The 23,535-nt window shown below is 41.7% G+C and carries 19 protein-coding genes and 2 pseudogenes; 12 read left to right on the top strand and 9 right to left on the bottom strand.

Features of this window, described 5'->3' with window-relative positions; all coding sequences use genetic code 11:
* Window positions 1–114, top strand: a pseudogene (locus FTT86_RS14290) (IS5/IS1182 family transposase); the annotation flags it as partial.
* Between the two features lie 8 nt (window positions 115–122).
* On the opposite strand, the pseudogene FTT86_RS14285 reads toward FTT86_RS14290, so the two are convergent.
* Window positions 123–350: pseudogene (locus tag FTT86_RS14285) on the bottom strand (hypothetical protein); the annotation flags it as partial.
* A gap of 182 nt (window positions 351–532) precedes the next feature.
* On the opposite strand from FTT86_RS14285, the gene FTT86_RS14280 reads away from it, so the two are divergent.
* Both FTT86_RS14280 and FTT86_RS14275 read left to right on the top strand, forming a co-directional pair.
* On the top strand, window positions 533–1,303 hold the full coding sequence (locus FTT86_RS14280) for a ThiF family adenylyltransferase (RefSeq protein WP_005103214.1): 771 nt from the start codon (window positions 533–535) through the stop codon (window positions 1,301–1,303).
* A gap of 98 nt (window positions 1,304–1,401) precedes the next feature.
* Window positions 1,402–3,237 carry a tetratricopeptide repeat protein gene (locus tag FTT86_RS14275; protein WP_180181407.1) on the top strand — a complete coding sequence of 612 codons (1,836 nt, stop codon included), beginning with the start codon at window positions 1,402–1,404 and terminating at the stop codon, window positions 3,235–3,237.
* Window positions 3,238–3,304: 67 nt separating this feature from the next.
* Here the strand turns inward: FTT86_RS14275 and FTT86_RS14270 are convergent, their stop codons facing one another.
* The 7 genes from FTT86_RS14270 to FTT86_RS14240 all read right to left on the bottom strand — a co-directional run bounded on the left by FTT86_RS14270 (window position 3,305) and on the right by FTT86_RS14240 (window position 13,031).
* Window positions 3,305–4,720, bottom strand: coding sequence for an efflux transporter outer membrane subunit (locus tag FTT86_RS14270; RefSeq protein ID WP_180181406.1), 1,416 nt, complete (start codon window positions 4,718–4,720; stop codon window positions 3,305–3,307).
* Between the two features lie 10 nt (window positions 4,721–4,730).
* Window positions 4,731–6,707: a MacB family efflux pump subunit gene (locus FTT86_RS14265; RefSeq protein WP_005107890.1), complete on the bottom strand. Its 1,977-nt coding sequence runs from the start codon at window positions 6,705–6,707 to the stop codon at window positions 4,731–4,733.
* Between the two features lie 2 nt (window positions 6,708–6,709).
* Window positions 6,710–8,071: a MacA family efflux pump subunit gene (locus FTT86_RS14260; RefSeq protein WP_180181405.1), complete on the bottom strand. Its 1,362-nt coding sequence runs from the start codon at window positions 8,069–8,071 to the stop codon at window positions 6,710–6,712.
* A 124-nt stretch (window positions 8,072–8,195) separates the two neighbouring features.
* Complete coding sequence (holA, locus tag FTT86_RS14255; RefSeq protein ID WP_085064524.1) at window positions 8,196–9,182, bottom strand: DNA polymerase III subunit delta; 987 nt, start codon at window positions 9,180–9,182, stop codon at window positions 8,196–8,198.
* 9 nt (window positions 9,183–9,191) lie between these two features.
* Window positions 9,192–9,725: a hypothetical protein gene (locus tag FTT86_RS14250; protein ID WP_005103222.1), complete on the bottom strand. Its 534-nt coding sequence runs from the start codon at window positions 9,723–9,725 to the stop codon at window positions 9,192–9,194.
* A gap of 207 nt (window positions 9,726–9,932) precedes the next feature.
* A complete protein-coding gene (gene leuS / locus FTT86_RS14245) occupies window positions 9,933–12,554 on the bottom strand; it encodes a leucine--tRNA ligase (protein ID WP_180087094.1) in 2,622 nt (873 codons plus the stop codon).
* A 123-nt stretch (window positions 12,555–12,677) separates the two neighbouring features.
* Window positions 12,678–13,031, bottom strand: coding sequence for a DUF4124 domain-containing protein (locus FTT86_RS14240; protein ID WP_005103228.1), 354 nt, complete (start codon window positions 13,029–13,031; stop codon window positions 12,678–12,680).
* Between the two features lie 687 nt (window positions 13,032–13,718).
* On the opposite strand from FTT86_RS14240, the gene FTT86_RS14235 reads away from it, so the two are divergent.
* From FTT86_RS14235 to FTT86_RS14215, 5 genes are all read left to right on the top strand, one after another.
* Entirely contained in the window at window positions 13,719–15,446 is a 1,728-nt protein-coding gene (locus tag FTT86_RS14235) for an acetolactate synthase 3 large subunit (RefSeq protein WP_005107884.1), read from the top strand.
* The gene (ilvN, locus tag FTT86_RS14230; protein ID WP_004278369.1) at window positions 15,443–15,934 is read left to right on the top strand and encodes an acetolactate synthase small subunit; all 492 of its coding nucleotides are present in this window, start codon (window positions 15,443–15,445) and stop codon (window positions 15,932–15,934) included. Before FTT86_RS14235 ends, ilvN begins: the two co-directional genes overlap by 4 nt.
* 105 nt (window positions 15,935–16,039) lie before the next feature.
* Complete coding sequence (gene ilvC / locus FTT86_RS14225) at window positions 16,040–17,056, top strand: ketol-acid reductoisomerase (RefSeq protein ID WP_180181404.1); 1,017 nt, start codon at window positions 16,040–16,042, stop codon at window positions 17,054–17,056.
* Between the two features lie 318 nt (window positions 17,057–17,374).
* Complete coding sequence (locus tag FTT86_RS14220) at window positions 17,375–17,626, top strand: hypothetical protein (RefSeq protein ID WP_044109951.1); 252 nt, start codon at window positions 17,375–17,377, stop codon at window positions 17,624–17,626.
* Entirely contained in the window at window positions 17,604–18,224 is a 621-nt protein-coding gene (locus FTT86_RS14215) for a DUF2971 domain-containing protein (RefSeq protein WP_044109953.1), read from the top strand. The genes FTT86_RS14220 and FTT86_RS14215 overlap by 23 nt, the downstream gene beginning before the upstream one ends.
* A gap of 30 nt (window positions 18,225–18,254) precedes the next feature.
* On the opposite strand, the gene FTT86_RS16305 is transcribed toward FTT86_RS14215, so the two are convergent.
* The gene (locus tag FTT86_RS16305; protein ID WP_016807076.1) at window positions 18,255–18,479 is read right to left on the bottom strand and encodes a transposase family protein; all 225 of its coding nucleotides are present in this window, start codon (window positions 18,477–18,479) and stop codon (window positions 18,255–18,257) included.
* 711 nt (window positions 18,480–19,190) lie between these two features.
* Here FTT86_RS16305 and FTT86_RS14205 point away from each other — a divergent pair.
* The 4 genes from FTT86_RS14205 (at window position 19,191) to FTT86_RS14190 (ending at window position 23,291) form a co-directional block, all read left to right on the top strand.
* Window positions 19,191–19,724, top strand: coding sequence for a hypothetical protein (locus FTT86_RS14205; RefSeq protein WP_004647454.1), 534 nt, complete (start codon window positions 19,191–19,193; stop codon window positions 19,722–19,724).
* Between the two features lie 76 nt (window positions 19,725–19,800).
* On the top strand, window positions 19,801–20,505 hold the full coding sequence (locus FTT86_RS14200) for a molecular chaperone (RefSeq protein ID WP_114541313.1): 705 nt from the start codon (window positions 19,801–19,803) through the stop codon (window positions 20,503–20,505).
* Between the two features lie 22 nt (window positions 20,506–20,527).
* On the top strand, window positions 20,528–22,861 hold the full coding sequence (locus FTT86_RS14195; RefSeq protein WP_114541314.1) for a fimbria/pilus outer membrane usher protein: 2,334 nt from the start codon (window positions 20,528–20,530) through the stop codon (window positions 22,859–22,861).
* A 13-nt stretch (window positions 22,862–22,874) separates the two neighbouring features.
* Window positions 22,875–23,291 (top strand): hypothetical protein, encoded by a 417-nt coding sequence (locus FTT86_RS14190; protein WP_004647457.1) that lies wholly within the window; start codon window positions 22,875–22,877, stop codon window positions 23,289–23,291.
* The last annotated feature ends 244 nt before the right edge of the window (window positions 23,292–23,535 follow it).

Raw genomic sequence — 23,535 nt, 5'->3', positions numbered from 1 at the left:
TTTGCGAGATTAAAACATTTCCGTGCTATTGCAACTCGATTTGATAAACTGGCACGCAATTATAAATCTATGATTCGTATAGCCTGTATATTTATTTGGTGCAAAGCCAAATGAGGACACACCCTAGTGTAAAACTGCTCCATGCTTTCAAAGCCTACCCACAAGAGTAATAACACAATCAGATGATTCTGTGTTTCATAACGATCGAAAATAACTAAGCCAAATAATCCTAAAGTCATTAAACGAATGAGAATGCTGAGATAATAATTTTTGTTCTTTTGGCTGATCAGAACATAAAAATAAAGCCCGATACAAACAATGTTCAAAGCCAAAAGGGTGTTAAATAGCATGACATTCCACTCCTTTTGGCCAAATGACATAGAATTAATTTGTTGATATTTTAATCAATCGCGAGTCGGTTGTCGCTCTCATCCAATCTGAATGTCATTTAAATCGATCAAAAATTTAGTGGCGGTAAAGAAAAGCGGATTTTGCTAAAATGATCCGGTATTTTTATTGCTATAGATGACCTATGACTGACCTGCTTCAAGATGATGAATATGACCGCCGTTTTGCTGGTGTTGCCAAAATTTATGGAGAAGACAGCTTTAACCATTATGAAAAAAGTCATGTGATGGTGATTGGTATCGGTGGTGTCGGTTCATGGGCGGTAGAAGCACTGGCACGTAGCGGTGTGGGCGAGCTGACCTTGGTCGATATGGATGTGGTGGCCGCGTCTAATATTAACCGTCAATTGCCTGCCATGAGTACGACATTAGGTCACGAAAAAATTGAAGTTATGGCCGAGCGTTGCCGTGCAATTAATCCACGGATTAAAATCAATCTAATTGATGATTATCTGACGCCTGAGAATATCAAAGAAATTTTAGCTCCGACACCGGATCTGATTTTAGATTGCATCGATGATGTCAAAGCCAAATTTGCCCTGATGCTACATTGTCGCTTTAACAAGATTCCTTTAATTGTATCGGGCGGGGCAGGTGGCAAACTGGATCCACTGAAAATTCGTGTTGCAGATTTATCTAAAACCGAACAGGACCCTATGCTGGCCAAATTGCGTGCCCAGTTACGTGCTAAAGGCATCTGTAAAAAGCCCAAAGAAAAATTCGGCATTACCTGTGTCTATTCAATTGATAATCCATTCTCCAGTGCCGATGTCTGCGCCAGTGCCGGCTTGCGTTGTGGGGGGTATGGCTCTGCCGTGGTGGTGACTTCGAGCTTTGCCATGGTTGCCGTGGCAGAAGGTTTGAAAAAGCTCGATAGTAAAAGAGCAAAAGCCTGATTTAAAAAATAAAAAGCACAATCTATGTGCTTTTTTTAAACTGGCGTTTAGAATGAAAGGATTCATTCGCAGAACAAAAATAATGTTTTGGAGCAGCTATGTGGTTCTTGCTGGTACTGATTTTGGGGATAGGGGCGTTAGCGATCTGGATGTGGAAACGTCCGGATCCGGTAAAACGTGATCAGGCGAAGGCTGTACAACATGATTTATGGATTGAGCAGATTGATGCTCAACTGAAACATGCAGCACGTTTAAGTTCAGATCCGGAACATCCGAATTATGAACGTGCCTATCAGATTTATCAGGGACTGGCCCAGCAACAGGAAATTCCACAAGCTTATGTAGGCATGGGGCTGATGCATCTGCAGGGTTTGGGACATGAGCAGAATACCGAAAAGGCGATTAGTTATCTAGACAAAGCCTTTCGTCTGGGCAGTGATGAAGCCGCCTATCATTTGGGGCAGATTCATGAAGGGGATGCGTATCAACAGGCTGACCCGGAAAAAGCTTTGTATTGGTACCGACATGCGGTATCACGTGGCAATCTGGATGCCCAATATCGTATTACTGAACTTTCTTCTACCGAAGGCCAGCCTCAAAACGAGATGACTGCAGAAAAACAGCGTCTGGCATTATTCATTCAAAATGCCGGGCAGGGTCATGCCAATTCGCAGTATCAGCTGGCCCAGTATTATCTGGCAGATTCAACAACCCAAGATTTAGTGCAAGGAATTCATTATCTGTTTCTGGCGGCACAGCAAGATCATTTGGCTGCCAATCAGCAAATCGCCGATGATTATGCGCATGGTCAGATTCTGCCCCAAGACCTGACGCAATCACTGCAATTTATTAAACGCTGTATCCGTCTCGGTGACCAGAAAGGTCTGTATGATTATTATGCCGGTGTATTACAAGGCCGTATCGATACCGACCAGCGTCAGCGCGTGTTTCAGCATTTATTGCAGCAGTCCAAAGAGCATGCCGATGCACAAGCCAAGACTTTAATCGGACTGGCTTATTTTCATGGCTGGTATGTTGATAAAAATGAAACCATGGCATTTCGTTACTGGTCGGAAGCGGCCAACAGTCAGCATACGCCTGCATTATGTATGATTGCTGCGCTGTATTTTGAGCAGCACCTGGTGGCCAACGAACCGCAAAAAGCATTTGAGTTATATCAGGCTGCCTATCAGCTCAGTCCTGACGATGTGTCTGCACGGATGGGGCTGGCACTGTGTTATTTAAATGGTGTCGGTACAGTAAAAGACATTGCCAAAGCCACACAAATGATTCAGAGCGCGGCACAACACTATTGGCAGATTGTGGCTCAGTCTGAAGCGGATTTAATTTATATCGTCGGCTGGTTTTATAGTCTGGCTGAATATCCATTGCCGACACGTGATAAAGCTGTCCAGTACCTGAATCAGGCGGTTGCGAAAGGTTCGAAAGAGGCAGCCTGGTTCCTGTACCAAGCCCTGTCAGGCATTTATCCTGTCTTTGTGAACAATTTAGAGTTGGCAAATCGCTATCTGCATCAAGCTGCGCAATTGGGTCATGCCCAGGCACAAGCAGAATTGGGCTTGAAGTATCTTGAAGGGCAACAGATTGCGCAGGATATTGCCTTAGGCTTGAGCTATCTGCAAAAAGCAGCCGCTCAGCAGAATGGTGTGGCACTGAATGCTCTGGGTGAAGCATGTGAGCAGGGTCAAGGGGTTGAGAGCAATATTGAGCAAGCCGTGCAGTATTATCAGCAGGCGGCAGCACAGGTGAATGCAGATGCCTATAGTCATCTTGGACGTTTATATATCAAGGGAATTGGCGTGGAGCGTGATATCGGAATCGCACAAGACTGGCTGGAAAAAGGCAGTTTGCTCGGGCATGAGCGATCCACTGAATTATTGAAAAATGTGAATGCGTATTTGCAAATGAAATAAACTGACTCAAATCATATGAGCTAAAAAACCGCTGTTTGGCAGCGGTTTTTTTATGGATTAAGCTTTATTAAGGCAACTGTTTAATCGGGCTACCACCCAATGCCTGCATCAAGGTGACATAGGCATTGTATTGGTTCTGTCGAGTTTGCACCAAGGACAGCCGTGCATTGCGCGTGGTTTCCTGTGCATCCAGCAGGTTTTTCAAGGCTACTGCACCATTACGATAACGCACTTCAGTCAAGCGTTCAGTTCTTTCTGCCAGCTCAACATTCCGTTGCTGCAAAGTCACCTGCTTAGTGAGCTCAGTACGATTCGACAAGGCATTTTCCACATCAGCAAAGGCTTCATACATGGTCTGGCGATACTGGATAATGGCTTTTTCATATTCCAGCTCATTGACTTGCAGATCACGTTTCATGTCATTCCATTGCAGGAAAGGCAAAGTCAGATCAGCACCTAAAGTTGCAACCGGATTTTTCAGTGCATTGGAGAGGGACGTACTGCTGCCAATACCGGTGGTCAGATTACCGGTCAAACTAATGGATGGATAGTAGCTGGCTTTGTTGGCATCTTTATTGGCCAGTGCCTTACGCAAGCGCAGTTCAGTCGCTCGAAGGTCAGGACGACGTGACAATAAACTTGCCGGTAAGTCGGCCTGAATACTCGGCAATTGAATATTCGGTAAACGACTTGGCTCTTGAATCGCGAGCTGTTGTACCGGCATATGCAGCAATACCGCGAGTCCGGTACGTGTTTCCACACGTTGTTGTTCAATCTGGCTTAAGGTTGCCTGTTGGCTTTGAATCGCCTGTTCCGCCTGGGTTAAATCCAGACCGGATACTGCGCCGGCACGATATTGTACCCGTACCAGATCATAGGTTTTTTGCGCGGTCGCCAGATTTTGCTGTACCACGCTATAACGTTCATTCAGATAAGCCAGTTGCCAATAGAGTTGCGCTGTGGTGCCGATCAGGCTCTGAGCAGTTGCCTGCAAGTCTTCTTCAGAGGCTAAGGCCTCCCAGCGAGCGGCTTCGGTTTGATTGGCCAGTTTGCCAAACAGATCCAGTTCATAGCTTAAACCCGGATAATTAATCCCAAAACTCGATGAACTATCACCATCTTCTAAATCAAAACTTCTACGTGTTGTCAGTCCGGCATCACCGACACGAACGCCTTGCTGACTTTGAGCTTGTCTGGCTTGAATACGGGCCTGTTGTAAACTGATGCCGGCCACTGCCAGATCGGTATTCTGCGCCAATACTTCATTCACCAAATTATTTAATTGCGGATCTTTAAATAAAGTCCACCATTGATCTGCCAAAATATCGGCATGAATCTGCTGACTAAGCACCTTATTGTTTTGAAAGCTACCCGGCATATTGATCGCAGGCTGTTGATAGGGGGTTTTCACCACTGCGGCACAACCGACCAGCGAGCTTCCCAGCAACAGGGCACTGGCAAGCTTGGTTAAATTCATTTGCATATCAGATTCCTTATTCGCGAGAGAGCGCATCGACTGGATTCAGACGAGCAGCGTTACGTGCCGGGATAAAGCCAAACACAATCCCGATCAGGCTTGAGCAGACAAAGGCAGCTACAATCGAAGTAGTTGAATATGCCATCTGGAACGTACCACCGGCAAAATGGGTAATCAGCTGGCCAATCCCGAGGGAAAGCAGTACACCCAAAATACCACCCAAGATACAGACCAGAACCGCTTCAATGAGGAATTGCTGCAAAATATCACTTTGACGAGCTCCGACAGCCATACGTACCCCAATTTCCTGAGTACGTTCGGTCACGGAGACCAACATGATATTCATCACCCCAATCCCGCCGACCACCAGTGAAATCACAGCAATCGCTGAAATTAGCAAAGTCATGGTCGCTGTGGTTTGCTGAATAGTTTCACGAATACTGTCGGCATTCTGGGTAAACACATCCTGCGCGCCATGTCGCTGTACCAGCAAATTCAGAATCGCATTTTCAGCCGCCGCACTTGGGTATTCATCCTTGATCCGCACAATGATGCTACGCACATTGGATTGCCCCAGCATACGGCTCATCACTGTGGAATATGGCAGATAGACATTCAGGCTGTCATTATTGCCCATCATGCCTTTTTGCGCGTCAATCACCCCGATAATCCGGCTCGGTACGCTCCCGAGTAAAATCACCTGACCCACCGGATTGGTGCCATCCTTAAAGAAGGTATTTTTGGTATTGGTGTCAATGACGACATCTTGCGCCTGTTGCATGACACTACTGCGGTCAAAAGGCTGACCGGACTGGAACGTCATGCCACGTACATAGAAGAAATCCTCACTGACGCCGTTGACCGTGGTTGAAGCTTCGATTTCTTTATAACGGCCGGTGACACTGCTATTCACCGATGGGCTAACGCCATCGACATACGGTTGTTCAGCCAGCGCATCGGCATCGGCCGGAATCAGGGTTTTGGACTGTGAAGATCTGGAATTATCCCCAAAGCCTCGACCCTGAAATACGGTAATGGTATTGGTCCCCAGACTGCTGATATTTTCCAGAATCTGCTTTTGTGAGCCATTACCGAGTGCCACCACCGAGACCACCGAAGCAATACCGATAATGATTCCGAGCATGGTCAAGAAAGTCCGCATGCGATGTGCATTCATGGCCAGCAAGGCCATACGGAAAGCTTCACCGAGACGGTCAACTGCAGAACGCCATGAAGAAATCTTCTTTTGTTCACTGCGGATTAGCGGCTGTTTTTCCAGATGCTCTTCGACTTCAGGAACATTGGGCTGATCAGAAATAATATTGCCGTCCGAGATCTCGATAATCCGCGTCGCATTTTTCGCTACATTATGATCATGCGTGACCAGAATGATGGTATGACCTTTAGCATTCAGTTCACGCAAAATGCGCATCACTTCAATACCGCTGTTCTTGTCCAATGCACCGGTCGGTTCATCGGCCAGAATCACGTCACCGCCATTCATTAGCGCACGGGCAATCGAAACCCGTTGCTGCTGACCACCAGAGAGCTGGCTCGGACGGTTCTGGGTTTTTTCACCCAGACCCAGATCGGTCAGAATCTTGACGGCTCGCGCATGTCGTTCAGATGAATCTGCACCGGCATAAATCGCAGGAACTTCGACATTGCCTGCTGCGTCTAAATCACCCAATAAATGATAACGCTGGAAAATAAAGCCGAAATATTCACGGCGTAATTGCGCCAGTTCATCCGCTTCCAGTTCGCGGGTTTCACGGCCTTTGACCTTGTAGCTACCCGTGGTCGGTTTGTCCAGACAACCCAGAATGTTCATCAGGGTCGATTTACCGGAACCGGACTGACCGACAATCGCTACCAGTTCACCCGGATAAATCTCCAGATTCACCCCTTTTAAAATCTGGACCGTGCTTTCACCCGCAGGGAATTCACGAACCAGATTTTTCACCTCGAGGAGAGGCTGTTGTTGTGAATTCATGCTTACATTCTCATTGGGCCACGGCTATTGCCACCGCGTTTTGCTGCATCATTGGAGGTATCAGAACCATCGGCAATCACCACCTGATCACCACGTTTTAAACCTTTCAGCACTTGCGCAGTCGCGCGGTTATTCAAACCGATTAATACAGGGGTTGGTTTTGCAGTACCATCGGCTTGCAAGACACGAACCATGCCACGTTGTGCTTTACCTTGCTCAATCAATGCAAGTTCTGCTTCAGACAGGTTTAGACGCGCTGGACGTTCACCGGCAGGGCGATTGCCTTGAGCCGATTCAGCTTCAGGATGTGATGCCGGACTGCCTTCACCGAGAGAACCCTCACCACGCGCTTCACCACGATTGGCACGTGGAGGACGGTTTGAACCTTGAATGGCCGCAGCAGGAATGGTCAGCACATTTTTAGCTTCATCCAGTACGATATAAACTTGCGCAGTCATATCAATACGCAATTTTCCATCTTCATTCGGGACATCGAACAATGCGTTGTAATACACCGCAGAACTTGACGATGAGCTTGAGGTATTGCCATCGGTATTAATTGAATTGGGTGCAGGCTCAACCTGACGCAGTTTGGCGTAAATCTTTTTCTCGTTATTGCCTAACGTAGTGAAATAAACCGTCTGACCTTCTTCAACTTTCATGACATCCGCTTCAGAAATTTCAGCTTTAATGGTCATGGTGTCGAGTTTGGCCAGTTTAACAATGGTCGGCGCACTCTGGTTGGCATTCACGGTTTGACCTTCTTCAGTCACAATCGCCACAATCGTGCCATCCATCGGGGCTACAATCTGGGTATAGCCAAGATCTTCTTTGGCAGTCGCCAGCGTCAAACGCGACTGTTCAATCTGTGCATTGATAGCGGTGATATCCGCTTGCGCCGTTTTATAGTTCGCAAATGCCGATTCCAGCTCTGAGCGAGAAGTGGCATCCTGTGCATACATGGCTTTCTGACGGTTGTATTCAGCTTCAACTTTGGCCAAATTCGCCTGTCTTACTGCAAGTTGTGCCATCTGATTTTTAATGCTGGCTTCAGCGGTTTTTAAATCATTTTCCTGACGAACGGAGTCAATCCGCGCAATCAGCTGACCTTGCTTGACCTGATCGCCCAGTTCTACATACATTTTTCTGACCTGACCCGAAACCTGCGCCCCCACGCTGACCATCTTGGTCGCTTCCAGAATACCAGTCGCCAGTACAGAGCTTTCGATATCGCCTTGGGTGACTTCAGCCGTAATATATTGCGGAGGCTGTTCTTTGGGTTTGAGGAAGTACCACCCCGCAGCGATGAGCGCAATGGCAATCACGGCGGCCATAATCAATTTCGTCGGTTTTATTTTTGGCATGATCAATATCGGTTCAAAATCAGAGAATTGTGAACGATTATAAAAGCGAAATTAGGATAAATCGTGTATTTTTTTAAACTAATGGGAATGATTATTATTTTATTTTTCGAATTTTGACAAAGACTTAGTGAAATAGGGGCTTGCCACAGATACTGGAAATCGCCTGTAGTACCAAATGCTCCGGATTTTCATGTCCGAGTCCTTTAATTGAGGCATCAATTCTTAATAATAACCGCGGCCAGGCCAGAAAAGTCTGTGGGCTGAGACGGCGCAAGGCTTGTTGATATAACCCGACTTTGGTTTTCCAGATCCCGATTTGCAAGGCATTTTGCGGTTGTTCAAACAGCTGCATCAACAGACGCATTTCCTTGCTGAGACTCCATAAAATCAGGCTCATCGGTTCACCTGAAACGACTAGATACTGAAAAATTTTGATCGACTGGGAAAGATTACCTTGTAGCAGGGCATCGCTCAAATCATAGGTGCTATAACGTGACTGATCTTGTAAACATGCATATAAATGATCAACCTGAATGATATCGACTTCAGCAAAGGTATCGCTAACCCGCATCAGGCTGTTCTTTGCTGCAAGCAGGTTGTGCTCATGATGTTGTTCCAGCCATTGCCAGGCATCATTGGCTAAACGAATGCCGAGTTTTTCAGCTTCAATACCCAGAATCTGCTGCCGGTCTTTTGGATAATTGGCCACCAGCGAAACATTCACACCATTGGCATCAATCAGCTGAAAGAAACTGGATTTCAGGCTATTACTATCCTGTTTGGGCATCACCACCAACAGCAGGTTTTGTTCATTATGCTGCAAATAGTTTTTCAGTAACTTGATTGCGCTGGCATCCGGTTTGATATTGCCATGTACTTCAATCGCCAACTGGGTTGAAAACAGCGACAAGCTGTTCAAGGCATTAAAGACGGTTTTCCAGTCGGCGACCGAACTAATGTCATAGCGTTGACGTTCGATGTCCTGCTTTTGCCAGCTGGCCCGAAAGGCATCAATTAAATTCTGTTCCAGCAAAGGCTCTTGACCATGCAAGACCCAAGCACCGCGAGCTTCATCGACACGTTTCAGGGCTTGTAGATAATCAAGTTTCATAAAGAGGTCTTATTGAGCAGGTTGCGCTGAGGTATTTTGTTTGGCTAAGGGTAAGCGGTTCGATGAAATCTGACGTGCAATCTGCTGCGCCACATCATCAATAATGACCTGATTCAGATATTTTTGTTCCTGGTCATCGGTGTTGACCGTTTCAATATCATATTGATACGTACGTGTTGCCACGACAGTGCGTGGTTCAGTGATCGGATTGCCTTGTGCATCTTCAATCCGGAAAGTCACGTTTAAACGTAACAAGGTTTCAACTAGTTTACCGTTCAGTTCCAGACGGCGAGGGGTGTAATCCAGGACACGTAACACATAAGCATTGGGTGCATTACTCAGCTGTACGCCTGCAGCACCGAGGTAAACTGCCAGTTTCTCTTGCAGTTCTTCAGTATTGGGCGGTAAAGACAGGCTCATGACAGAGTAAGCAACAGGGGCGGAGCTCGGATTGGTTCCTTTCAGATGAAAGCCACAGCCGACTAAGCCTGCACTCAGACCACAAGTTAAAACAATTGCTGCTAAATGTTTGCCCAAATGCATGTGTTGCCCTCTATGCTTCCCGAAGGGGAATATTTGAAATCCTGAACTGGATTGTAAAGTCAAAGCCCGTTGGCTGGCAACGGGCTTTGTTTGGGAATTGTGAAATCCTTCAGAAAGTTCCTTCTCCCTCTGGGAGAAGGTTAGGATGAGGGGTTATATATTTACCTCTCCCTAGCCCTCTCCTGAGAGGAGAGGGAACTTAAGGATTTAAACCACCAAATTCACTAATTTATTCGGTACCACAATTTCTTTCTTGGTTGGACCCGTCAAGAATTGCTGAACTTCAGGCAATGCTTTGGCTTGAGCCAAGATGTCATCTTTAGAGGCATCTACAGATACTTCTAACTTGCCACGAAGCTTACCGTTGACTTGAACCACGATGGTTTGCGTATTACGTGTCAGCGCAGATTCATCTACCGCAGGGAATAAAGTTGAATTCAATTCAATCCCAAATTCAGCCAATAAAGTCTGGCTTAAATGCGGTGCAAATGGTGCAAGTAAAGTTAACAGCGTGGTAATCGATTCACGTGCGACAGCAACGTCATTGTCATCTTGAGCTTCAAATTTGTTGTTAGCATTTAAAAGTTCCATCAATGCAGCAATGGCAGTGTTAAATGCATGACGACGTTCAATATCATCACCGACTTTTTGGATGGTTTCGTGTGTCTTACGACGCAAGTCTTGTGCAGCCGTAGACAGTGCCGCTTTGTCGATGTTTGATGCACCGTTACCTTTTTCAAGGAAGCCTGTTGCTAAACGCCATACACGTTTCAGGAAGCGGTTTGCACCCTCAACACCGGCATCAGACCATTCAAGTGATTGATCAGGTGGAGCCGCGAACATCATGAACACACGTGCCGTATCTGCGCCGTACTGGTCAATAATCGATTGCGGGTCGATACCGTTATTTTTCGATTTCGACATTTTTTCCTGACCACCAACGATAACGTCTTGGCCATCTTCTTTATATTTGGCAGAAAGCACACGGCCTTTTTCGTCTTTTTCAAGCTCGATATCTGCCGGATTAAACCAGGTTTTCTTACCTGAGTCTGCTTCACGATAGAAGGTATCTGCTAGCACCATCCCTTGCGTTAACAAGTTAGTGAATGGTTCATTGCCTTGTACCACGCCTTCATCACGCATCAATTTGTGGAAGAAGCGTGCATAAAGTAAGTGCAGAATCGCGTGTTCAACACCACCGATGTATTGGTTGACAGGAAGCCAGGTTTGACCTGCTTCAGGTTTCACCATGCCACCCGTAAAGTCTGGAGATGCATAACGTGCATAGTACCAAGACGATTCTACGAATGTATCAAGCGTATCTGTTTCACGACGTGCGTCGCCACCACAGCTTGGACAAGTCGTTTCATAGAACTCAGGCATTTTGTTCAGTGGGTTACCTGAACCATCTGGAACAACGTCAGTCGGAAGAACCACAGGAAGCTGCTCTTCAGGTACTGGCACTTGACCACATGATGGACAGTTAATCATTGGAATTGGACAACCCCAATAACGCTGACGGGAAACCCCCCAGTCACGTAGACGGAATTGAACTTTAGAACTTGCTAGGCCTGTTGGTTCTAATTTAGCAAGGAATGCATCGTATGCACCTTGGAAATCTAGACCGTCAAATTCGGCTGAATTGACCAGTTTACCTTCTTTCGAGCCATACCATTCTTGCCATTGAGTCGCATCAAAGTCAGCATCATCTGCGTCTTTAGCATCAATCACTTGCTTGATGGTCAAGCCATATTTATTGGCAAATTCGAAGTCACGTTCATCGTGTGATGGAACTGCCATCACTGCACCTGAACCATAAGACATCAATACATAGTTGGCGATCCAAACCGGAACTTCTTCGCCAGTCACAGGATGCTTCACAGAAAGACCGGTTGCCATGCCTTTCTTCTCGGCAGTCGCAAGATCCGCTTCTGCCACAGAACCCATACGGCATTCTTCAATGAATGCAGCCAATTCTGGGTTTGTTTCAGCCGCTTTCAGCGCCATCGGGTGTTCTGCTGCAACTGCAACATACGTTACGCCCATCAAGGTATCGGCACGGGTAGTAAATACCGTTAAACCATCTGCATACACGTCAGGATTTGCTGAAGGGAAAGTGATGTCCATCCCTTGTGAGCGGCCAATCCAGTTACGCTGCATGGTCAACACTTGTTGTGGCCAGCCATCTTTAAGCGTGTCTAAATCGTCAAGTAACTCTTGCGCATAATCAGTGATGCGGAAGTAGTACATTGGAATATCACGCTTTTCTACCAATGCACCTGAACGCCAGCCACGACCATTTTCAACCTGTTCGTTGGCAAGAACAGTCTGATCGACCGGATCCCAATTCACGGTTGAAAGCTTACGGTAGATCAAGCCTTTTTTATAAAGCTGAACAAATAGCCATTGTTCCCAACGATAGTATTCAGGGGTACAGGTCGCAAATTCACGATCCCAATCTACGGCTAGACCGAGTTTTTTCAACTGGTCACGCATGTAAGCAATATTTTCAAATGTCCATTTTGCCGGTGCAACCTGGTGTGCAATCGCTGCGTTTTCAGCAGGCAGACCGAAAGCATCCCAACCCATCGGTTGCAGGACAGTTTCACCTTTTAAGCGATGGAAACGGCTGATCACGTCACCAATCGTATAGTTACGCACATGACCCATATGTAGCTTGCCACTTGGGTAAGGGAACATCGAGAGAATATAACGACGTGGACCTTCTACTTTGTCGGCAACTTTAAAGGCTTTGCGATATTCCCAATCCTGTTGGACTTGAGGCTCAATCGCACTGGCTTGATATTCGGAATCAATGTGAGTAGTCATAAACGTATCAGTGAATTACGGTGAAAAAAGTCTGTTGCACAGCATAGCGCAAAATGCACCTAAAAGTGAATTTTGCGCCGGCATTTCCCGAAGAAAAAACACGCTGTTCTATATAGAGGTGTCTTATAAAGCAACTGCACGATTTTTAGATTGCTGCAAGGCTTCGTTGGCTTCACGTTGTTGCTGGTCCTGATTCGCAGGAACTTGAGGGGCTTGTTGCTGTTGTTCTTGAGGTGTGTTCTCGGTTTGAACTTCAGTTTCAGCTGTTCTTGGAGATGCCGGTGCTGAATTTTTCCAGCCATAAGTATCCACTGTGGTGGCTTTTTTCGCAGATTTTGGTGGTGGCGTCTTGGTATAATGCGTGACACCTTTCGCATCGACCCATTTATGATACTGGATCGCGGAAGCGCTGGTGCTACAGATGCTCAAAACAACTGCGCAACTCAAACTGAAGGCGGTTAAAAAAGATATTTTCATTGTTCTTGGGCCTCGGCTTGCTAGGCATGGAATACTGCAATTATTGTAGTGATATTTTCAGTAAAAATGATGGGTTTTTATCTGCTTTATTCAAAGCTAACTGCTTAAATAAGCTCAATCTAGCGTATAAGAAATCAGAGACAAATCTTCGTATACAAAATTTATTGATAAACAATTTCCTTTCATTTAATAAAAATTCATTCATTTTTTTTATATAAGACATATTAAAAATTTATAAAATTAAACCATTAACTCTATGAATTTTATTGGATTAGATGAATAGACAAGACAGTCAATGCATGGCTATGAGCTGATATTGCTGTTAAAAACAGCAGATCTAGGCACTAGTAAGTATGGATTGTCTGTTTTTTAAACTTGACTTTAAAGCCTGAAAACACAAGAATGCTGCAATAGTTTTATATGCCTTAGATCGATCACCCTTCGACTAAGTGTCATTTCATGCAGTGGGCGATTTTTCTAGCCGAGAAATTGAACAAAGCTAAGCAAAATATGTTTATCCCAACATGTTTTAGATCCCGTATTGCTCGAACAGTGAAGAGATCAGATTTTTTTCCTATTGCTTTGAAAACTATGAAATTTGTGTGCTATAACAGTGCAGACAGTTAACAAACGAAACACTGCAAATGCCTCCCATTTGTGCAGTGAATAATATTAGGGTGAATCACGTTGGAACTTCTATCTGGTGGTGAAATGCTTGTTCGCGCATTAGCGGACGAAGGCGTTGAACATGTTTTTGGATACCCAGGCGGCGCAGTTCTTCATATTTATGATGCGCTATTTCAACAAGACAGAATCAATCATTATCTCGTACGTCACGAACAGGCTGCTGGTCACATGGCCGATGCTTACTCACGCGTGACAGGCAAGACCGGTGTTGTGCTGGTTACTTCAGGTCCGGGCGCAACCAACACGGTGACCCCAATTGCAACGGCCTATATGGACTCAATCCCGATGGTGATTTTGTCAGGTCAGGTTGCGAGTCATCTGATTGGTGAAGATGCATTTCAGGAAACCGATATGGTCGGTATTTCACGTCCTATCGTGAAACATAGCTTCCAGGTGCGTCATGCCAGCGAAATTCCTGCGATTATCAAGAAAGCCTTCTATATTGCGTCTTCAGGTCGTCCAGGTCCTGTAGTGATTGATATTCCAAAGGATGCGACCAATCCTGCAGAGAAATTTGCTTACGAATACCCAGAAAAAGTGAAGATGCGTTCGTATCAGCCACCGTTCCGTGGTCACTCAGGTCAAATTCGTAAAGCGATTGAAGAGCTGATCCATGCTAAACGTCCTGTGATTTACTCAGGCGGTGGTGTGGTTCAAGGCAATGCTTCAGCACAATTAACAGAATTGGCGCATTTATTGGGTTATCCAGTGACCAACACCTTGATGGGTCTTGGCGCATTCCCGGGTAATGATGAACAGTTCATCGGTATGTTGGGTATGCACGGTACTTATGAAGCTAACATGACCATGCACAATGCAGATGTAATTCTGTGTGTGGGTGCGCGTTTCGATGACCGTGTTACTAATAACCCTGCGAAATTCTGTCCGAATGCAAAAGTCATTCATATTGATATCGACCCAGCGACGATTTCAAAAACCATTATGGCGCACATTCCAATTGTCGGTGCTGTAGAGCCTGTACTGAATGAGATGTTGAACCAGTTGAAACAGCTTAATGTTTCTAAGCCAAATCCTGAAGCGATTGCGGCATGGTGGAAACAGATCAATGAATGGCGCAAGGTTCATGGTGGTCGTTTTGAGGCAGGTGTTGATGGTGTAATGAAGCCACAACAAGTGGTTCAGGCATTGGACAAAGTGACCAATGGCGAAGCGATCATTACTTCTGACGTCGGTCAGCATCAAATGTTTGGTGCGATGTATTACAAATACAAACGTCCACGTCAATGGATCAACTCAGGTGGTCTAGGCACTATGGGTGTAGGCTTGCCGTATGCAATGGCTGCGAAGCTTGCATACCCGGAACAGCAAGTAGTATGTATCACCGGTGAAGCATCGATTCAGATGTGTATCCAGGAGCTTTCGACCTGTAAGCAATATGGCCTGAATGTAAAAATCCTGTGCCTGAATAACCAGTCTTTAGGCATGGTAAAACAATGGCAAGATATGAACTATGAAGGACGTCATTCAAGTTCTTATGTAGACTCATTGCCTGACTTTGCCAAACTGATGGAAGCTTATGGTCATGTTGGTATTCAGATTAATCATGCTGATGAGCTAGAGTCGAAGCTTGCAGAAGCGATGGCAATTAACGACAAGTGCGTATTTATTAACGTTATGGTAGATCGTACCGAACACGTTTATCCGATGTTGATTGCGGGTCAATCGATGCAGGATATGTGGTTGGCTAAAGGGGAGCGCACGAAATGAGACATATTATCTCTGTACTCGTAGAAAACGAATCAGGCGCGCTTTCTCGTTTAGTGGGTTTGTTCTCACAGCGTGGCTACAACATCGAAACATTGAACGTTGCCCCGACTGAAGATCCAACACTTTCACGTTTGACATTGACCACTTATGGTGATGATCACAAGATTGAGCAAATTACCAAACAGCTTAACAAGCTGGTTGAAGTGGTGAAAGTGGTTGACCTGTCTGAAGGTGCACATATTGAGCGTGAATTGATGCTGATTAAAGTCAAAGCATTGGGTTCATCGCGTGACGAAATCAAACGTACGGCAGATATTTTCCGTGGTCAGATTGTCGATGTAACACCAACGACCTATACCATTCAAATCGCGGGTACCACTGAAAAAGTAGATGCGTTTATTGATGCACTTGCAGAACACACGATTTTAGAAGTGGTTCGTTCAGGTGTATCAGGTATCGCACGCGGCGAAAAAGTACTCACCATCTAAATTTTAAGTATTTCCTCATCTGAATAAGAAGAGGGTATCAGGCAATGTAAATTTAAGGGTCATTGCCTGATTTAACAGACAAACAAGCATTAAGCGGAGACAGCAATGCAAATTTTTTACGATAAAGACACTGACTTATCTATCATCCAATCTAAGAAAGTAGCGATCATTGGTTACGGTTCACAAGGTCACGCGCATGCGCTTAACCTGAAAGATTCTGGTGTTGACGTAACTGTAGGTTTACGTGCGAACTCTGCTTCTTGGAAGAAAGCTGAAAATTCAGGTCTTAAAGTTGCTGAAGTTCCTGCTGCTGTAGCACAAGCTGACGTAGTGATGATTTTGACTCCAGATGAGTTCCAATCTCAACTTTACCGTGACGTAATTGAGCCAAACATCAAGCAAGGCGCTACTTTAGCATTTGCTCATGGTTTCTCGATTCTTTATAACCAAGTTGTTCCACGTGCTGACTTAGACGTAATCATGGTTGCACCTAAAGCTCCTGGTCACACCGTACGTTCTGAATACCAACGTGGTTCAGGTGTTCCTGACCTTATCGCGATTCACCAAGATGCTTCTGGTAATGCGCGTAACGTTGCTCTTTCTTACGCTTCAGGCGTAGGTGGCGGCCGTACAGGTATCATCGAAACTTCATTCCGTGAAGAAACTGAAACTGACCTTTTCGGTGAGCAAGCAGTTCTTTGTGGTGGTGCTGTTGAATTGGTTAAAATGGGCTTCGAAACTCTTGTTGAAGCGGGTTATGCTCCAGAAATGGCGTACTTCGAATGTCTACACGAACTTAAATTGATCGTTGACTTGATGTTCGAAGGCGGTATCGCGGACATGAACTACTCAGTGTCAAACAACGCTGAATACGGCGAATATGTAACGGGTACTGAAGTAATCAACGAACAGTCTCGTGAAGCAATGCGTAATGCGCTTAAACGTATTCAATCTGGCGAATACGCGAAGATGTTTATTCAAGAAGGTGCGTTGAACTACCCATCTATGACTGCTCGTCGTCGTCAAAATGCTGCTCATGGTATCGAAGTTACTGGTAACAAGTTACGTGCGATGATGCCTTGGATTCAAGCGAACAAAATTGTAGATAAAGAAAAGAACTAAGGTTTCGTGCCTTAAAAAGAGGAAAGCAGCGCTTGCCTCTTTTTTCGTACCTTGGATCCAAGCAAACAAAATCGTAGATAAAGAGAAAAACTAATTTCTCGAATCAATTGATTTGAATGCGAAAACCCACTTAATTTGAGTGGGTTTTTTATTTCTATGTTTGCGTACCTTAAAAAATGGGAAAGCAGTGCTTTCCCATTTTTTCATATTTTGGATTCAAACAAAATCGTTGATAAATAGAAAAACTAATCTCTTAATTGGCTGATTTTTATGCTATAAAAGTCCTGCGAAAGCGGGGTTTTTTATTGGATAAGAATAATGATTTTATATAAATATGTTGGCTTTGATGCTGGTTTAAAAATATTAGAAACAAGTGCTTTAGGCTTTTCTTTGCCGCGCGATTTTAATGATCCATTTGAGGTGACGGCTTTAGCTTTAATGGGGGAAACGGTAAATGTTGGTGTAGAAACGCAAGCTGTAAGAAGTCGGTTTATCAATAAATATGCAGTATTGTCTTTAACTCGAGCCCCCTTACTTAAATCCTTTAATGTGGTCTCATTATGCAGATAGTCATAAAGGAATGGTGATCGGGATTGATACAGAGAAGGCAGGTTTAGAAAGTTTTGAAAATTATACGATACCTGCTCAGAGAGGAGAGATAATTTATGTGAATACAGTGCCACAACATATTAATTCAATAGATGCCGTGCAATTAATGCAAATTGGAAGTAAGCATCATATATGGTGGAAATCTCATGAGAGATTACTAAAACATGCTGTTCTTTATAAGCAATTATGTTGGGCGTATGAAGAGGAGGTTAGGGTAGTGAAATGTTTGGGGAGTGAGGAATACCATTCTTATCATTCAAAGGAAGATAAGAGATTTGAGTTGGATGGAGAGCAGTGGGAAAGAAAATATATTGGTTCAAGAAGTATATTCTTAAAAAGCATCCCATCAGATGCATTTGTTGAGATATATCTTGGGGAAAATAGTTATCGTGATCAAAGAAGGAAGTATGATAATTTAATCGATGGTTATAAAGTTCCTAAAATTTTACAGTTAAAAGAATTTAGTCGGAATAATAATATTGAATTATTCACTGTTTTAGTTGATACAGAAACATGGTCTTTAAAAAGAAAAATTATTAATTCAGTTGATTTAGATTAAATAGCTGCAATTGTGGTAGCGGTTCATATATTAGAGTTCTTTTATAAATTGTATTAGTTCAGCCTTGATCAGCCAATCTTCGACATGACCTACAATTCTTGAGGCTGTTGGCTCTGAAACTCCGTAACTCGTAGTAACGTGAAATAAGGTTCGGTATTCTCGCCAATAGCTTAGACAGAGCAGAATCTGATCCTTAATACTTAACTTGGGCGGTCTGCCTTGAGTTAAAACATGTTTCTTCAATTGATCAACCATTAAATAAAAAGTTGACCATGATATGCCTGTATATCGCTTAAACTGTGTTTCTGAAAACTTTTTGAATCGATGTGTTTCATTCATAAATTAGGCACGAATGCCAAGAAAATTAGAGGACGAATATTAAGCAAAATAGTGTTCAATTTTTATTTATGAAAGAAGATTATTGTATATTAACATATTGTTTTTTTAGTTAATTTATATTAATTATTGCTTTTTAGAAAGTTTTTCATAGCTAAGAAAAGTCTTGATGTATGAAAAAGAAAGCAAAAGTTTCGACAAAATCACACATTTCTTAAATAAAGTTGCATAATTTACAACTATTTGTAAAGTTCGTAACTTTGTTTTATTTTTTTGTAAATTAAGGTAAATTATAAAAAAATAATAAAATTAGTGGTTTAATTGTTTTTTATAAAATTTAAAGATTATTTTATTCTTTTTATTTGACATAGTTAGAAACATTTTTAAATTGTATCAATTTATTTTTTGTCTTAACCTTTTATAAGTATAGGATTAAATTTTTTAAAACAAATAAAAAACCAAAAATAGAGAATAGTATTGTGAATAATAAACTTTTGCATATTTTTAGCTCAAAGATAATAAGATAAGTTAACGGTTACTTAACTTTACTCATAATAATAAGAGTTACAGCGTAATCGTTAAAATAACTACATATACATATTCTTTTATTAAAAAGAAATGGAGAAAATCATGAACAAAATTACACAATCGGCATTAGCGGCATTAGTTCTTGGTGCTTGTTCTACGGCATCTTTTGCAGAAGATGAAGCAGCTCGAGGTGGTTATCATCCTCCTAAACCACCAATTGACTGGAGTAAATGTAATACTTTAGGCTGTGAAAAAGAAATTCCAATTTCACTTAAAATTAATAAGAAATGTGTTTTAACTGGTGGAAATGCAATAGTATTATCTGCTGCTGGTGGAACCCAAACTACAAATTATTCAATTACAACAAATACCCCTTATGTTCTGAATTTACAAACTGCAAATGCCGGTGCTAATAATACTACGTTTGTTAGACATGAAACAGATGCATCTGAAACAATTGCTACAACAATTGTGACGACTAAACAAGGTGCTGCAGGTGCTGTTCCATTTGGTAATTCAAATCATGCTGGTCAAGCAGTTGATAATTATACACTTGCAGTTACCAATACTGCAGTTGATGCTACACAGTTAGCAGGTAATTATACCGATCGCTATCTAATTAAAGCTTACTACTAATTTATTTAATCAACCTAACCTGATATTTATGTCGGGTTAGGTTGCCTCATTATACTTTTAAATGGAAAATTATAATATGAGAAAAACAACTATATTATTTTTTTTATCTTTTTTTTATTTTTCTGGCGGGAAGGCTGATGTTGCAATTGATCCAGTACAAATGTATATATTTAATGATAAAAAACAAAAAACAACAACACTTACTTTAGAGTCTATAAATGAAGTAGAAAAAAAGATATTTGAGGTGAAAGCATTTAAATGGGATCAAAATGATAAAGGTGAAGATGTGTTGGAGAAGGATGATACTCTTATAATTAATCCAAGAAATTTTATTTTAAAACCTAATGGGAAACAAGTTATACGTGTTGGTTTTAATCGTCCAATAGTATCTGTATTGGATGGTCGGGAAGAGGGTGCCTGGCGCATTGTAATTGAGGAATTACCTCAACCTGTAAAAGAATCATCTATTACTTTCTTGATGAATTTTAACCTGCCATTATTTATTGGAAAGCAAGATAACTTAAAATTAAATTTTAATATTGAGAATGATAAGCTTATAGTTAAAAATAAAGCAGAATCTCATATTCAAATTTCAAAGTTACAAATTTTAGATTCTAATAAGAAAAAAGTTTTTACTAGTAATAATATGAAATATGTACTTAAAGATAAGAGTATTTTTTATGAGTTGGAAGGGGTTAAAATAAATAATCCTCGTAATTATTTTGTTAAAGTAATGACAGATAAGTCGCATGAGGAAATAGAGTTAAAGCTTATGGATTAAAATTATAATTAAGGATTATATTATGCAGTTAAATAGAAAAATAATTATTCTAGTTAATATTTTATTCTTATGTAATGCTAATGCTAACCAGAATCCTGATGAATTTTTTGCTAATCTTTGGATAAATGAGCTTGATCATAATATAGATATTATTTTAATAAAAAGTGATGATAATTTTTACATAGAGTGCAATATATTGTCGGAACGAGATATTGATATATCTAAATTATCAAAAATGGCTTCTCGGGATGAGTTTTGTCTTATTTCGGACCGGAATATTCAATCTAATTTCGATGCCTCTAAGCAAACAATTAATCTCACCATACCTACCCAACTGTTTAAATCAAGTACACAGATCTCCCAGTTGCAGACTATGCCAGAGAGAGCCAGTTTTGGAGGTTTCGTAAATTATGATTTTACCTATTTAAATTCAAAAATAGACAGAGAAACGAATTCTTTATATAACGGCCTGACAGATCTGGGTGTCTTTAAAGACTATTGGATTTTTAAGAACTCAATAGCATATTATAATCATCCTTTGAATGAGTATTTTACTCGACTCAGTACTAGTATTGAGTTTGAATTTCCTAAAAGTATGACTCAGCTTACTTTAGGAGATACAACTACAGTATATAATCCATTAATTAATTCTTTACGTTTTGCCGGTTTAAACTGGGGAACTAATTTTACTGAGCGACCAAATTTTATTTATTGGAATACTCCAATCTTACAGGGAAGTGCGCGTGTTCCTTCTACAGTTGATTTGTATATTAATGGGGTAAGTATATATAGCCAAAGAGTCAGTCCTGGTGATTTCAATCTTCAAACTGGTGCACAAATTCAACAGGCAGGAAATGCACAAATTATTGTTGAAGATGTGTTAGGGAATAGGAGTGTACAAAGTTTTCCTATTCTGGTGACGAATCGGCTATTAAGATCTGATCTTAGTGAATATAATGTTTCATTAGGAAAGTTGCGTTATAACTATAATATAGAAAGTAATGACTATCGTAATTTTTTCTCTAACCTTTATTATCGTTATGGGGTATCTAATTGGACAACACTTGGTTCTAATTTTTCTTATAGCGAAGACTTGCAAAATTTAGGCTTTCTATGGACTCAAGCTATTAGTCATTATTTGGTTTTGGATAGTGTAGTTCAAGCTTCACACGATGAACTTAATAATTTTAATTATTCATATGGATTATCTGCTGCAAAGGATTTCGGAAGAGTTTCACTTGGTGCAAGTGCGAAATATACAGAAAGAGATTTTAAATATTTAGGTGATGACCTGGATAATTTTTATAGTTATCCTAAGTATGAATATTTAATTTATGGGGGAATGAGCAATATTCCTCTCTTGCATAATATTTATTTGAATTATGCTGCCCAGAGTTTTCATCAGCAAGAAATACGCGTGGAAGATGAGATTCCTTCATTTTTTCAAAATGATCGTAAAACTTTAAATTTAGGGTTTAATCGTCGGCTAGGTAGGAAGGGAAGCCTAGGTTTGAGTTATTTTAGCTCATTTGGTAATGATCGGGATTCTGGAGTTGTCTTATCACTTAGCTATAGTTTTGATGATGATAAAGCAGTTTATTTTAGTCATTCAACAGATGAAAGAACTAAATTGCAATTTGTAAAAAGTAATCCTAATCAGGTTGGATTTGACTATGAAACAGGTGTAAATAGACTCGAAGATGAAACACTATATAATTTCAATGGGCGATTGAAAACAGATGTTGGGGATTTAGGTTTTTATCATATAGAGGGAGATAATGAGTCTGAATCACAATTAAACTATCGTGGTGCGGTTGTTTTTCTTAATAATAAATTCAATTTTACCAAGTTGGTTGATAATGCATTTTCTGTTGTTAGTGTGGGAGATTATCAGGATGTCGATGTTTTAAGGTCTTTATCTGTAGTAGACAAAACGAATAAGAAAGGCTATACCTTTGTTCATGATATTATTCCTTATGTAAATTATGATATTGGTTTTGATCAGAATCAATTACCAGTCGAAGATAAGATTCCTTATGCAACCAAGAGGCTTACTGCTTTAGATCAGCGGGGGTATATTATTAATTTCCCTATATATAATACAAAACAGGTCACGATTTTGCCTGTAGATAGTAATAATCATAAATTCACAGCTGGTTCAGAGTTATATATCGATAATGATGGTGGGGAGGTTTATCCTATCTCATCGAACGGTACGGTCACTCTATATGGGCTTATTCCAAATACTTACAATATTAAAATCATCAGCACCGAATCTAAAACTTGCTTTGCACAATTGACGGTTACAGAAAATCAAAAAGAAGAAAGCGGACTATCTACGCTTATCTGTAAATAAAGGATGAAAAATAATGAAACTTAAATTTACTGTACTTGTGTTCTCTCTATTATTAACCAGTCTAAGTCATGCCCAACGTTGTCAGATTGATCGATCGACAGCATCAGAACTCAAATTGAACTCCTCTTATCTGAGCCAAGCTGCGACTTCTTTTATCGTAAGGTGTGATAGTAGTTATGCTATTCAATTTAATTCTAGAAACTTAACCAGCACTAATGGCAGTAGTTATTTGGTTAATGAGCACAATCATAAAATAAGAACACAAATGTATATTTCTGGGGCGACCTCATCCCGTTGGAATATGCCGATATCCCAACCGGCAACTAGCCTAAGTAAATTTATTGTATTGGTACAACTAGCTGAACAACCTTCTGCTTTGACCCCAGCTGGAGTTTATAAAGACAGTTTATATGTGGATCTTATCTACTGAATTCTTTTAGTTGGCTCTTAAAAGAGAATTGGATTTTGGTCTATTTAAGTCCTTTAACCAGATTTTGAAGCTTTCTGACTGGATTTTTTAGGCATGAGCTATGGTTATGAATAGGTGAGAGGTGGTCCCACTTGTTTGAACAACTAAAAGCGTATTTATAAGTGATATTCCGCTCTAGTTAAGCCACCTTGTTTTGTTGGGGTAGCTGATCATAGTAAAACTCATTTGGTGTCATTTTGTCTAG

It is taken from the genome of Acinetobacter sp. YH01021 (assembly GCF_013420255.1).
In the GTDB taxonomy this organism is placed as follows: Bacteria; Pseudomonadota; Gammaproteobacteria; order Pseudomonadales; family Moraxellaceae; genus Acinetobacter.
Note: the sequence above shows the minus strand (reverse complement) of the source record. Positions and strands in the feature narration are given on the sequence as shown.